Raw genomic sequence first — 12,019 nt, 5'->3', positions numbered from 1 at the left:
CGCCGGGCAACACCCGCTCCGCCCCGATCGCCGCAGCACCCACTCGATCCGGGACGCTCTCACCGGCGAGGCCGGGGCGATCCGGCGCCCGGCGCGGTCCGCGACGGGCGGTCACACCGTCACCAGTTCCTTGAGCTGCTCGTACCGGGCGTCGCCGATGCCGTCGACCTGCCGCAGGTCGGACACGGACCGGAACCCGCCGTTGCGGTCGCGGTGGTCGAGGATCCGCTGGGCGAGCACCGGGCCGACGCCCGGTAGCGCGTCGAGCTGGGCCAGCGTCGCGGTGTTGAGGTTGACCGGGCCGGCGGGTGCCGCCGAGCCGCCCGGCGCACCGCCGCCGGCCGCCGGGCCGGGTGCGGCCTGCCCGGGTGGGGCGGTGACGCCGACCAGGATCAGCTCCCCGTCCGTGACCTTGCGGGCGGGATTGAGCAGCGCCACGTCGACGCCGGGCAGCGCACCGCCCGCCGCCTCGATCGCGTCGGCCACCCGCGCGCCGGCCGGGAGGCGGACGAGGCCGGGGCGCCGGACCTTGCCAGCGAGCGCGACGACCACCTGACCGGGTGAGCCCGCCGACATCGGCGCTCCGGGAACCGCGCCGGTCGTGGCACTCACCGGCGCCTCGGAGGACGCCGCGACCGGCTGGACGGGCTCGGTGCTGGGACGCGCGCGCCACGCCCAGACGGCAGCCGCCACGACCACCACTGCGGCCACCGCCGCGAGCGCGCGTACGCCCCGGCGGCCGGGATCGAACGCCCCGGGGCCGGGCAGCCGCGACGCGAGCCCACGCTCGGTCGCCGGAGCGTCGCCTATGCCGTCGGCGTCCGGATCGGCGGGGGCCGGCTCCGTCCCGAACGAATGCTCCCGCCCGCTGTCGTGCTCTGGAAATCCGGGGCGCAGGCCGGGAACCGGCTCGATCTCGTCCGTAGCAGGCCCGGGCCGAGCTCGGAGATCGGGCCAGGGGGCGCCGAGGGCGGGCCCGGCGCCGGCACCGGCCCCGAAGACCGGCCCGGCTTCCCCGAGACCGGACACGCGACCGGGCCCGGAGACGCGGCCGAGACCGGACACGCTGCCGGACCCGGACAGGGACGGCCCCGGCCGCCGCGAGGACCGCTCCGCCCTGCCCGACTCGCCCAAGCTGTCGGCGGGGATCGGCGGAACAGCAGCGGCATCCGTGAACCCGAACAGCCGGGCGAGCCGCCGCCGTACCGTCGTCTCCTCGTCGTCTGGCACGGCTCGGGACGCTACGGCGACGGCTCGACCCGCATCGGCCGGTGAGTCCTCGCCTGTGGACAGCACGGGCACTGTGGACAGCCACCCGATCAAGCCCCGACTCTGCTAAGTGTGCCCGGGTGACGGATCGCCGGCAGAGGGCATGGTCACGTCAGCGTGCCTCCGGGTCCAGCCCGAGCACCGCCCGTCCCCCGTCGACCGGCACCGTCGCGCCGTTGACGAACGAGGCGCGGTCGGAGAGCAGGAACGCGACCACCTCGGCCACCTCGTCGGTACGCCCGATCCGGCCGGCCGGGTGCAGCCGGGCCATCTCCGCGTCGACGTGCGCCGCCTCCTCCGGGTCGAGCCCGGCGAGGTAGGCCGCGTGCCGTTCGGTGTGGATGGAGCCCAGCGCGACCGCGTTGGCGCGGATTCCGCGGGGACCGTAGTCGACGGCGAGCGCCCGGGTCAGCCCCTCCAGCGCGGCCTTGGCGGTGGCGTACGGCAGGGCGCCCGGCACCGCCCGGCGGGCCTGGTGGGACGAGACGTTGACGATCGCGCCGCCGGACCCGGCGGCCAGGAAGCGGCGTACGGCGGTGCCGGCCCCGGCCACGGCGGGGCGCAGGTTGAGCGTGATCAGGTCGACGACCTCGGCCGCGGGCGCGCGGTGCAGGTCGGCGTCGCGGAAGACGGCGGCGTTGTTGACCCAGCCGGCCAGCGGCGCGGACGCCTCGGCGCGGTCGGCGGCCCGGCCGGTGACCGTCTCGTCGCCGGCGTCCCCGGTCACGGCGTGCAGCCGGTCGGCCAGCGGATGCCGGGCCAGCCAGTCCAGCGCGCCGGTGTCCCGCTCGACCACGACCACTGTGCCCCCGTCGGCGGCCAGCCGTTCGACGACGGCCCGTCCGACGCCGCGTCCGCCGCCGGTGACGACGTACGACAGTGGGCTCATCCGGCCACCCTAGGCCGTGCGGCGGTGGACCACCACGCACGCCAGCCCCGGTCCGGCGTGGGCGGCGACCACGGCTCCGGCCTCGGTGACGTACGTGTCGCGCAGGCGGTCGCCCAGCCGCTCGGTCAGCGCCGCCAGCAACTGCTCGGCCCGCTGCGGCGCGGCGAGGTGGTGCACCGCGATGTCCACAGGGGCGTCGCCTGCCGCCTCGACTGCGAGGTCGACCAGGCGTGCCACGCCCCGGCTGGCGGTACGGACCTTGTCCTTGACCACGATCGCGCCGTCCGGCATGTGCATGATCGGCTTGACCGAGAGGGCGGTGCCGAGCAGTGCCTCGGCCGCATTGATCCGGCCGCCCCGGCGCAGGAACTCCAGGGTGTCGACGTAGAAGTAGATGGTGGTCCGGGCGACCGCGTCCAGCGCCGCGTCGCGTACCCCGGTCAGGTCGGCGCCCCGCGCGGCGGCCGCGGCGGCGGCGAGCGCCGGGAAGCCGAGGCCCATGCCTGTGGATCGGCTGTCCACGACTGCGACGCGGTCGTCGCCGACCTCGGCGGCGGCCAGCCGGGCGGCTTCGACGGTGCCGGACAGTTCGGCGGACAGGTGCACCGACACCACGCCGTCGGCGCCCTCGGCGAGCAGCGCGCGGTAGACCTGCGCGAACTGTTCGGGCGCGGGCCGGGACGTGCTCACCGAGACCCGCCGGTCGCTCAGCGCGCGGGTGGCGTCGGCCGGGGAGGTCTCGACGCCCTCCAGCCCTTCCGCGCCGTTGAGGACGACTGTGAGCGGGACGACTGTGAGCCCGCGTGCGCGGACCAGGTCGGGGGGCAGGTAGGCGGTGGAGTCGGTGACGACCGCGACGGGCATGACCGGCACGCTAGCCGATGGCGCTGTGACGTGCCGGGGCCGGAGGTGTCAGACCGCGTCGGTGAGCGCCGGCTGGGTGATCAGCCCGACGTTGTGGGCACGCAGGTGCCAGCCCGGGCGGGTGCGCCGCTCCACGCCGTCGTTGTGGCGCAGCTCGGTCCAGTGGCAGTTCGCCAGCGAGCCGAGGCTGCGCAGCACCGTGTGGTCCCAGCCGAGCAGGTGCCCGACGCCCTGCCGCGCGCCGCCGCCGTGGGTGGTCACCACGACGGTGCCGCCGGTGGCGAGGTCGGCCGCGTCCTGGAACCCGGCGCCGAGCCGGGCGCCCAGGTCACCCAGGGGCTCGATGCCGGCGCCGGGGTCGGGGTCGCCGGCCCGCCAGCGGGCGTACTCGTCGGGGAACCGCTCGGCCACCTCGGTCAGGGTGAGGCCCTGCCACTGGCCGAAGTGCCGTTCGCGCAGCCGGGCGTCGGAGCGGACCGGCAGCCCGGTCAGCGCCGCGAGCGCGGCGGCGGTGTCGGCGGCCCGGCGCAGGTCGCTGGCGACGATCGCGTCCGGGCGCAGCGCGGCCAGCACCGGCGCCGCGGCGCGGGCCTGCTCCCGGCCGAGGTCGTTGAGCGGCACGTCGGTCTGACCCTGGACCCGGCTCGCGGCGTTCCAGTCGGTGTTGCCGTGCCGCCAGATGATCAGGCGGGTCATTCCGCGGTGGCGGTGCCGGCGGCCGAGTCGGCCAGGTCGCGATCGGTGAACGGGATCTGCGGGCAGTCCTTCCAGAGCCGGTCGAGCGCGTAGAACTCGCGCTCCTCGGTGTGCTGGACGTGGACCACGATGTCGACGTAGTCGAGCAGCACCCAGCGGCCACCCCGCTCGCCCTCGCGGCGCACCGGCTTGGCCTTCTCCGGCAGCTCCAGCAGGCGCTCCTCGATGGCGTCGACGATGGCGAGCACCTGACGCTCGTTCGGAGCGGCGGCCAGCAGGAACGCGTCGGTGATCGCGAGCTGGTCGCCCACGTCGATGATGACGATGTCCTGTGCCTTCTTGTCGGCCGCGGCCTGGGCGGCGGCCATCGCCAGCTCGTGCGCGCGTTCGGAAACTGTCACCGTTCTCCTTCGATCAACCGTGCGACCCACCAAGCCTCTCACACCCGGCGGTGTGCCGACTTGTCAGTTCTGGTCGATTTCAGGCATGAACCGGGACGTACGGGCGCGAATCACCGCTGGTAGAGGCGCCGTTTCGCGATGTACTGCACCACACCGTCGGGCACCAGGTACCACACCGGCTCCCCCCGGGCGACCCGCGCGCGGCAGTCGGTCGAGGAGATGGCCATCGCGGGCACCTGCACCAGGCTCACCGAGTCGGCCGGGAGGTGCTTGTCGGTGAGTTCGAAGCCGGGCCGGGTCACGCCGATGAAGTGGGCCAGTTCGAGCGCCTCGTCCAGGTCCTTCCAGGAGAGGATGCGCTCCAGGGCGTCCGCGCCGGTGATGAAGAACAGCTGCGCCTTCGGGCCGTACTCGGCGTGCAGGTCGCGCAGCGTGTCGACGGTGTAGGTGGGACCGCCCCGGTCGATGTCGACCCGGCTCACCTGGAAACGCGGGTTGGAGGCGGTGGCGATCACCGTCATGAGGTAGCGGTCCTCGGCCGGGGTGACCGCTTCCTCCGCCTTCTGCCACGGTTGCCCGGTCGGCACGAAGACGACCTCGTCCAGGCCGAACCGGTCGGCCACCTCGCTCGCCGCCACCAGGTGCCCGTGGTGGATCGGGTCGAACGTGCCGCCCATGATGCCGACCCGCCGGATGTCTTCCTCCACCCAGCGATCGTAGGCCGCGCGCCGGACGGGCCTGGGCGGGGTCGGCCACGCCGGGCGGATCAGCCCGCCCGGCGTGCCCCGGTCAGGCCGACGCGGCGGCCACAGCCGTCCGGGCCACGAGCGCCCGGCGCATGTCGTCGTCCAGGTCGGTCACCCATCGCCGCAGGCCGGGCGTGAGGTCGTCGCGGACCAGCAGCGCCGCGGCCATCTCCCGGGTGGGTTGCGACACGGCGTAGCGGGGGTACGCGGCCACCGTGACCGCGTCGGCCACCCACGCGGTACGCAGACGCGCCGCCGCCGGCATGTCGGTGAAGTAGCGCTCCACGTACCCGGCGGTCAGCTCGGCCTGCTCGGGCTGCCAGAAGCCCTCGGCGGTCGCCTCGACGATCCGGTTGGACAGCTCGGTGCTGCGGGTGACGATCTCCCAGGCGGCCCGTTTCGCGTCGGCGTCGGGCAGCGCGGCCCGGCACGCGGCGGCCTGCTCGGCGCCGGTGGCGCTGCGGTCGCCGTCCGCCTCGGCGTCGATCTCCGGCGCACCGGCGGCACCGAGCACCACGAGACGGCGCAGCACCGCCCAGCGCAGGTCGGCGTCGACCGCGAGCCCCGGCGGCACGTCCTTGCCGGCGAGCCAGCCGGTCAGCATGGCCGTGTCGGTGGTGGCGCCGATCAGACCCCGCACCGCCGCCAGTTGCAGGGAGCCGCCAGCGGGCGCCGAGTCGAGCAGCGCCCCGCAGGCGGTCGCCACCCGCAGCAGCGCCGCGTCCCGGGCGAGCGGGCCGAGGTAGCGGTCGATCAGCCGGCGGCTGAGCAGCAGCACGTCCTCGACGATCGTCACCTCGGTCTCGGCGGGCAGCGCCGCCGCGATCAGCCCGGCGAGCGCGCCGGCCGGCCGTTCCCCGTCGGTGACCGCGTCCAGCGTCTCGGCCCAGAGCAGCGCCCGGGCCAGCGGGTCGGCGAGCCCGGGTAGCAGCAGCGGCACCGCGGCCGCCGAGGCCGGGTCGAGCCGGATCTTGGCGAACGTCAGGTCACCGGCGTTCGGCAGCACGAGCCCGGTGGCGGGCCGCCCGACCAGCTCCGGCAGCGGCGTGCGACCGCCGTCGGCGTCGGGGTCGAGGTCGACCTCGAACCGGTACGCCGGGCCGTCGGCGGTGTGGTGGGCCACCCCGATGCGGTGCGGCCGCTGCACCGGGTGGCTCGCCGGGGCGGTCTGCACGATCGCCACCTCGGTCCACCGCCCGTCGGCGTCCACAGCGGTGTCGACCCGCAGCGTGTTCACCTGCGCGCGGCGCAGCCAGCGTTCCGCCCAGCCGTCCAGGTCGCGGCCGCTCGCCGTACCCAGGGCGGCCAGCAGGTCGGCGAGCGTGGCGTTGCCGAACCGGTGCGCCGCGAAGTGTGCGTTCAGCCCGGCCAGGAACGCCTCGTCACCGAGCCAGGCGACGAGCTGGCGCAGCACGCTGGCGCCCTTGGCGTACGAGATGCCGTCGAAGTTGAGCAGCGCCTGCGCGGCGTCGGCCACCTCCTCCGGTGCCACCGGGTGGGTGGAGGGACGCTGGTCGGCGGTGTAGCCCCACGCCTTGCGGCGGCTCGCGAACGTGGTCCACGCCCGGTCGAACCGGGTCGCCTCGGCGGTGATCCGGGTGCCCAGGTATTCGGCGAAGGACTCGTTGAGCCAGAGGTCGTCCCACCAGCTCATGGTGACCAGGTCGCCGAACCACATGTGCGCCATCTCGTGGGCGATGGTGGTGGCGCGCAGCTCCCGCTGGGTGTCCGTGACGGCGGAGCGGAAGACGTAGTCGTCGCGGATCGTGACCAGGCCCGGGTTCTCCATCGCGCCGGCGTTGAACTCGGGCACGAACGCCTGGTCGTACTTGCCGAACGGGTAGCGCTCGGCGAACAGCTCGTGGAAGCGGTCGAAGCACTGCCGGGTGACGGTGAAGATCTCCTCGGCGTCGGCGTCCAGGTGGGCCGCGAGCGAACGCCGGCAGTAGAGGCCGAGCGGGATGCCGTCGTGCTCGGCGCGCAGCACGTGCCAGGGCCCGGCGATCAGCGAGACGAAGTAGGTGGCCAGCGGCTCGGTGGTGGCGAACTCCCAGCGCCCAGGCGCGGGGCGGTCGGCGAGCGGCCCGTTGGCGGCGACAGTCCACTCCGGCGGCGCGGTGACCGTCAGCGTCACCGGCGCCTTCAGGTCGGGCTGGTCGAACGCGGCGAAGATGCGCGGCCCGTCGTCCAGGAAGGACATCGCGTAGAGGTAGGTCTCGCCGTCGGCCGGGTCGACGAAACGGTGCAGCCCTTCGCCCGTGTTGGAGTAGGCCATCTCGGCCTCGACTGTGAGCGTGTTCGTCGCGGCCAGGCCGGTCAGCGGCAGCCGGTCGCCGGCCAGCAGGGCCGGGTCGAGGGCGCGACCGTTGAGGCGGGCGGCGAGGAGTCGGCGCGGCTTGACGTCGACGAAGGTCTCGGCGCCGGGGGTGGCCCGGAACCGGATGGTGACGGCGGAGCGGAACCGCTCGGCGTCGCCGGTCAGATCGAGGTCCACATCGTAGGACTCGACGGTGATCGACGCGCGGCGCGCGGTCGCCTCTGCACGGGTGAGGCTCGGCATCCGCTTATCCTGCCCGATGAGGTCCGCTCGGGCCGTCTCGTTACGCATGGCGATGGAGGAACAGCGATGGGTCAGCACCCCAAGGGCGATTTCGACCTCTCCCGGGCGGTTTGGCAGCGGGCTGAGGGCGACACCTCCGAGGGAGCGGTCGAAGTGGCCTTCGTCGACGACCTGATCGGTATGCGCAACTCCGCCGAGCCGGACGGGCCGGTGCTGGTCTTCACGCAGGCCGAGTGGGACGCGTTCGTCGCGGGCGCCCAGGACGGCGAGTTCGACCTGGACTGAGCGCGCCTCAGTCACCGTCGCCCCAGCCGAGGCCGCCCGGACCGGGCGCGTGGTGGAAGCCGGGGTGACCGGCCACGTCGGCGCAGCGCTCGCCGTCGGGCCCGGCGGCGTCGCAGAACAGCCGCTCGGCGCGGTGCCAGGCGTCCGCCGGGGACAGCGCCGCCGCGCCGAGCGCCAACTCCGGGCGGAGCAGGCCGAGTGCTTCGGCGTACGCCACGGCGTGCTCCCGCGCGACGGCGGGATCGGTGGCGGCGAAGCCCAGGTGCACGGTGAAGTAACGCGGCGGGCGGCCGGCGGCGCGCCGGGGCGTGCCGATCAGCGGCCCGTCGCGGCCGTCGCCGCGCAGCCGGGCCGGTGCCTCGCGGTGCCGTCGTGCCGCCCTGTCGTCACGCATCGGTGCCCTCCCCCGTGGTCGGTGACGCCCGCCGTACGTCGCGGCGGCGGGCGGCGGGCCGATCGCCGCCGGTCCGCGAACCCGAGCCAACCAGCTTTTCCGTGCCCGGGGAGGGGCCAGCACCGGCTCGCGTGGCCGGCCCCTCCCCCACGGGGCCGGAGCTGCTGGAATGGAGGGTTCGGCCGCGCCGACCCGGGTAGGTAGGCAGCGCCGCCGAACCGCGTCAGGAGCAGCCGAGATGAGTACCATGCCGAGCGACCGGAGCCCGGACAGCACGCTGGCGTTCCTCCGGGAGGGCTACCGCTTCGTCGGCGACCGCTGCGACCGCCTCGGCACCGACGTCTTCCAGACCCGGCTGCTGCTGGAGCCGACGATCTGCCTGCGCGGCCGGGAGGCCGCCGAGCTGTTCTACGACGAGGAGCGGTTCGTCCGGCGCGGCGCCATGCCGATGCGCGGGCAGCGCACGCTCACCGGCGTCGGCGGCGTGCAGGGCCTCGACGGGCAGGCCCACCTGGTCCGCAAGGCGATGTTCATGTCGATCATGACGCCGGCCGCGATCCGCCGCCTCGGGGAGATCTTCGACGAGCAGTGGCGGGCCCGGATCCCGGTCTGGGCCGAGGGCGGCCCGGTGGCGCTCTACGACGAGGTGGGAAAGATCCTGACCCGTACGGTCTGGGCCTGGGCCGGGGTGCCGCTGGCCGAGGCCGACGTGCCGCGCCGCACCGCCGAGATGCACGCGATGATCGAGGCGCCGGCCGCGCTTGGCCCCCGGCACTGGCGCGGACGGCTCGGCCGCCGGCACGCGCAACGCTGGGCCGGCGAGCTGATCGAGCGGGTGCGCGCGGGCGCGGTGCCCGCACCGGAGGGCACCGCGCTGGCGGTGGTGGCCGGGCACCGGGACGAACGGGGCCTCCCGCTCCCCCGCCGGATCGCCGCCGTGGAGCTGCTGAACGTGCTGCGCCCCACCGTCGCGGTCGACCGGTACGTGGTCTTCGCCGCGCTGGCGCTGCACGACCACCCGCACTGGCGGGACCGGCTACCCGGCGACGACGCCGCGACCGAGCAGTTCGTGCAGGAGGTACGCCGCTACTACCCGTTCTTCCCGGTCGCTGCGGCCCGGGTACGCCGCTCGTTCCAGTGGCGGGGGTACTCGTTCCCGCAGGGCCGGCGGGTGCTGCTCGACCTGTACGGCACGAACCACCACCCCGACGTGTGGCCCGAGCCGGAACGGTTCCGCCCGGAGCGTTTCGCCGGCTGGCGCGACGACCCGTTCGGCCTGGTCCCGCAGGGCGGCGGCGACCACTACACCGGCCACCGCTGCGCCGGTGAGTGGATCACGATCGAGCTGATGAAGCGGGCGGTGACGAACCTGACCGGCGCGATGAGCTACCGCGTACCGCCGCAGGACCTGGCGCTCGACCTCGGCTCCATGCCGGCGTTGCCGCCCGCCGGGCTGGTGCTCGACGGGGTACGCCCGGCCGACGGCGCACGCCCGGCCGGTGGGGTACGCCCGCCGCGCTGAACCGGGCCGAGCCGGGGTCGATCTCGCCGGCCGCGATATCCGGCTGCGCTACCCGACACAGCCCGCCCGAAACGGTTTCAGCAGCCGCATTCCGGGCAAGTCGCGTCACCCGGCACGAGGGGAGACGACATGACCCGACCGACCGCGGCGCCGCCACGCGACGAGGGCGCCGCGTCCGCGCCGGTCCGGCTGCCGATGGCGTACGTCCTGCCGTTGCGCGCCCACGACGACGGCGGCCTGGACGAGCTGACCGGGTACCTGCGCGAGCTGAGCCGCTGGGTCGACGTGGTGGTGGTCGACGGATCGGCGCCGGAGCTGTTCGCCCGGCACGCCGAAGCCTGGCGCGGACTGGTCCGGCACGTACCGCCGGACCCGGCGCTGCGCGGGCGCAACGGCAAGGTGCTCGGCGTGCTCACCGGCGTCGCGCTGGCCCGGCACGAGCACGTGGTGATCGCCGACGACGACGTCCGGTACGACCGGGCGGCCCTGTGCGCGGTGCACCAGCTGCTGGACGGGGTGGACCTGGTCCGGCCGCAGAACCACTTCGACCCGCTGCCCTGGCACGCCTGGTGGGACACCGGCCGGACGCTACTGGCCCGCGTGTTCGGCGGGGACTGGCCGGGCACGCTCGGGGTGCGGCGGAGCACGTTCCTGGCGATGGGCGGCTACGACCCCGACGTGCTCTTCGAGAACCTGGAGCTGGTCCGGACCGTGCGCGCGTACGGCGGCAGCACCGCCACCCCGGCGTGGCTGTACGTGCGGCGGCTGCCGCCGACCGCCGCGCACTTCCTCGGGCAGCGCGTCCGCCAGGCGTACGACGAGACGGCCCGGCCGGTGTGGCTGCTCGCCGCGCTGGCGGTGCTGCCGGGGACGGCTGTCGCGCTCGCCACCCGCCGGCCCGGGCTGCTGCTGCGCGCCGGGCTGGCGACGGTGGCCGTGGCGGAGCTGGGCCGGCGACGGGCCGGCGGCGCCCGGGTCTTCCCGGCGCACACGAGCCTGGCGGCTCCCGCCTGGGTGCTGGAACGCGGCCTGTGCGCGTGGCTGGCGGTGGGCCGGCGGCTGCGCGGCGGCGTGCCCTACGCGGGCGCCCGGCTGCGGACGGCGGCCCACCCCACACGTGTCCTGCGCCGGCGGATGACGCGGCGCCGCCCCGACGATCTGGTGCTCTGGGTGGAGACCGGGGCGCTGCCCCCACCGTTGCGCGCCGAGGTGTAAGGAAGGGCCCCTTCTTATCGCCTGGCGATAAGAAGGGGCCCTTCCCAACCGAGAGCGCGGACCTTCAGGACCGCACCTGCTCGGCGCTGTGCCGGACGTCGTGGGCGGCGGCGCGGCCGTCGTCCTTGACGGTGTGCGCGGCGTCCTGCGCGGTGGCCTTCACCGACTCGGCGGCGTGCTGCGCCGGCTCGCGCAGCTCCTCCTTCAGCTCACCGGCGACCTCGCCCAGCTTCTCCTTCACCACCCCGCCGTGCTCGGCGGCCTTCTCCTTGACCTGCGCGGCGACCTGCTGCTCACGGCGGGTGGCCGGGATCAGCGAGGAGACCAGCATGCCGACGCCGAAGGCGATCACGCCGGCGGCGATCGGGTTGCCCTCGGACTTGCGCCGCACCACCTGCGGCGCCCGGTGGGCGGCGTCACTCACCGTGGCGGCGGCGGACTGCGCCTTGTCGCCCACGGAGGAGGCCATCGAGGAGGCGTGGTCGCCCACCGAGTGGGCGGCGTGGCCGGTGCTGTGGCCGAGGTCCGAAGCGGTTCCCATCACCTTGTCCTTCACGTTCGTCAGCGCGCTGCGCACACGCTGCTTGCGGTCGTCGACGATGCGGCTCGGGCTGACCTTGTACGCCAGGGCGTCCACGTCCGAGCTGAGGTTGTTGCGGGTGGCTTCGATCTCGCGGCGGATCTGCTCGGGATCGGTGCTCATCGGATGACTCCCTCCGGGTGCGGCTTGAGCGCGTCGGGGATGCGCTGCACGCTGTCGTTTGTCTGCTTCAGGCCGCGGATCCGCTCGGCGTTCTTCTTGCCCATCGAGTACAGGACCGCCGCGACAGCGGCCCAGATGACGGCCACGATCAGCGCGGCCAGCCCGGAGTCCATGACGTTGTCGAGGAACTGCCAGATCGCGATCGAGACGAAGAGCGCCACCATGTAGCCGCCGAAGCCGGCGCCGCCGAACAGTCCGGCGGCCTTGCCCGCCTTCTTGCCCTCCTGGCGGATCTCCGCCTTGGCCAGCTCGACCTCCTGGCGCATCAGCGTGGACAGGTCGGTGGTGACCTGGCGCATCAGATCGCCGAGCGAGCTGCCGCGCACCTCGTCGGCGTGGGGCGGGGCACCAGCCGCCTGATAGCCGGGGTCCTGCGTGGGTGCGGTCATGCCGTCGCCTCCCTTCTGCCGGTGCG

Annotated in this window: 13 protein-coding genes; 3 read left to right on the top strand and 10 right to left on the bottom strand. The window is 74.8% G+C overall.

All coding sequences use genetic code 11. The features are described from left to right. Positions 1-111 precede the first annotated feature (111 nt). The 7 genes from ML5_RS17075 to pepN form a co-directional block, all read right to left on the bottom strand. Positions 112-897 carry a ComEA family DNA-binding protein gene (locus ML5_RS17075; protein WP_262420820.1) on the bottom strand — a complete coding sequence of 262 codons (786 nt, stop codon included), beginning with the start codon at positions 895-897 and terminating at the stop codon, positions 112-114. Positions 898-1,381: 484 nt separating this feature from the next. Then, positions 1,382-2,158, bottom strand: a complete 777-nt coding sequence (locus tag ML5_RS17070) for an SDR family NAD(P)-dependent oxidoreductase (protein WP_013475512.1) — start codon at positions 2,156-2,158, stop codon at positions 1,382-1,384. Between the two features lie 9 nt (positions 2,159-2,167). Then, on the bottom strand, positions 2,168-3,022 hold the full coding sequence (locus ML5_RS17065) for a DegV family protein (RefSeq protein ID WP_013475511.1): 855 nt from the start codon (positions 3,020-3,022) through the stop codon (positions 2,168-2,170). Positions 3,023-3,070: 48 nt separating this feature from the next. Further along, complete coding sequence (locus ML5_RS17060; RefSeq protein ID WP_013287995.1) at positions 3,071-3,718, bottom strand: histidine phosphatase family protein; 648 nt, start codon at positions 3,716-3,718, stop codon at positions 3,071-3,073. Further along, complete coding sequence (gene rsfS, locus ML5_RS17055) at positions 3,715-4,119, bottom strand: ribosome silencing factor (protein ID WP_013287996.1); 405 nt, start codon at positions 4,117-4,119, stop codon at positions 3,715-3,717. The genes ML5_RS17060 and rsfS overlap by 4 nt, the downstream gene beginning before the upstream one ends. Before the next feature lie 110 nt (positions 4,120-4,229). Further along, positions 4,230-4,826 carry a nicotinate-nucleotide adenylyltransferase gene (gene nadD / locus ML5_RS17050; RefSeq protein ID WP_013475510.1) on the bottom strand — a complete coding sequence of 199 codons (597 nt, stop codon included), beginning with the start codon at positions 4,824-4,826 and terminating at the stop codon, positions 4,230-4,232. An 82-nt stretch (positions 4,827-4,908) separates the two neighbouring features. Then, positions 4,909-7,425 carry an aminopeptidase N gene (pepN, locus tag ML5_RS17045; protein ID WP_013475509.1) on the bottom strand — a complete coding sequence of 839 codons (2,517 nt, stop codon included), beginning with the start codon at positions 7,423-7,425 and terminating at the stop codon, positions 4,909-4,911. Positions 7,426-7,491: 66 nt separating this feature from the next. Here pepN and ML5_RS17040 point away from each other — a divergent pair, with 66 nt between their 5' ends. Beyond that, positions 7,492-7,710, top strand: coding sequence for a DUF397 domain-containing protein (locus ML5_RS17040; RefSeq protein ID WP_013287999.1), 219 nt, complete (start codon positions 7,492-7,494; stop codon positions 7,708-7,710). 7 nt (positions 7,711-7,717) lie between these two features. Here ML5_RS17040 and ML5_RS17035 read toward each other — a convergent pair whose 3' ends face one another. Beyond that, positions 7,718-8,104: a hypothetical protein gene (locus tag ML5_RS17035; protein ID WP_013288000.1), complete on the bottom strand. Its 387-nt coding sequence runs from the start codon at positions 8,102-8,104 to the stop codon at positions 7,718-7,720. A 238-nt stretch (positions 8,105-8,342) separates the two neighbouring features. Here ML5_RS17035 and ML5_RS17030 point away from each other — a divergent pair, with 238 nt between their 5' ends. Together ML5_RS17030 and ML5_RS17025 are read left to right on the top strand one after the other, a co-directional pair. Beyond that, complete coding sequence (locus ML5_RS17030) at positions 8,343-9,626, top strand: cytochrome P450 (protein ID WP_013475508.1); 1,284 nt, start codon at positions 8,343-8,345, stop codon at positions 9,624-9,626. A gap of 129 nt (positions 9,627-9,755) precedes the next feature. Then, positions 9,756-10,841 carry a glycosyltransferase family 2 protein gene (locus tag ML5_RS17025; protein ID WP_013475507.1) on the top strand — a complete coding sequence of 362 codons (1,086 nt, stop codon included), beginning with the start codon at positions 9,756-9,758 and terminating at the stop codon, positions 10,839-10,841. 64 nt (positions 10,842-10,905) lie between these two features. Here the strand turns inward: ML5_RS17025 and ML5_RS17020 are convergent, their stop codons facing one another. Then, a complete protein-coding gene (locus ML5_RS17020) occupies positions 10,906-11,544 on the bottom strand; it encodes a DUF3618 domain-containing protein (protein ID WP_013288003.1) in 639 nt (212 codons plus the stop codon). Beyond that, entirely contained in the window at positions 11,541-11,993 is a 453-nt protein-coding gene (locus tag ML5_RS17015) for a phage holin family protein (protein ID WP_013475506.1), read from the bottom strand. Before ML5_RS17015 ends, ML5_RS17020 begins: the two co-directional genes overlap by 4 nt. Positions 11,994-12,019: the final 26 nt, after the last annotated feature.

Origin of the sequence: Micromonospora sp. L5 (assembly GCF_000177655.2) — a bacterium.
In the GTDB taxonomy this organism is placed as follows: domain Bacteria; phylum Actinomycetota; class Actinomycetes; order Mycobacteriales; family Micromonosporaceae; genus Micromonospora; species Micromonospora aurantiaca.
Note: the sequence above shows the minus strand (reverse complement) of the source record. Positions and strands in the feature narration are given on the sequence as shown.

Excerpts from the sequence above, each read along its gene's own strand:
- ML5_RS17015 (WP_013475506.1), bottom strand. The coding sequence starts at position 11,993 with ATGACCGCACCCACGCAGGACCCCGGCTATCAGGCGGCTGGTGCCCCG.
- ML5_RS17035 (WP_013288000.1), bottom strand. The coding sequence starts at position 8,104 with ATGCGTGACGACAGGGCGGCACGACGGCACCGCGAGGCACCGGCCCGG.
- ML5_RS17020 (WP_013288003.1), bottom strand. The coding sequence starts at position 11,544 with ATGAGCACCGATCCCGAGCAGATCCGCCGCGAGATCGAAGCCACCCGC.
- ML5_RS17065 (WP_013475511.1), bottom strand. The coding sequence starts at position 3,022 with ATGCCCGTCGCGGTCGTCACCGACTCCACCGCCTACCTGCCCCCCGAC.
- ML5_RS17070 (WP_013475512.1), bottom strand. The coding sequence starts at position 2,158 with ATGAGCCCACTGTCGTACGTCGTCACCGGCGGCGGACGCGGCGTCGGA.
- ML5_RS17030 (WP_013475508.1), top strand. The coding sequence starts at position 8,343 with ATGAGTACCATGCCGAGCGACCGGAGCCCGGACAGCACGCTGGCGTTC.
- ML5_RS17025 (WP_013475507.1), top strand. The coding sequence starts at position 9,756 with ATGACCCGACCGACCGCGGCGCCGCCACGCGACGAGGGCGCCGCGTCC.
- ML5_RS17060 (WP_013287995.1), bottom strand. The coding sequence starts at position 3,718 with ATGACCCGCCTGATCATCTGGCGGCACGGCAACACCGACTGGAACGCC.
- pepN (WP_013475509.1), bottom strand. The coding sequence starts at position 7,425 with ATGCCGAGCCTCACCCGTGCAGAGGCGACCGCGCGCCGCGCGTCGATC.
- ML5_RS17040 (WP_013287999.1), top strand. The coding sequence starts at position 7,492 with ATGGGTCAGCACCCCAAGGGCGATTTCGACCTCTCCCGGGCGGTTTGG.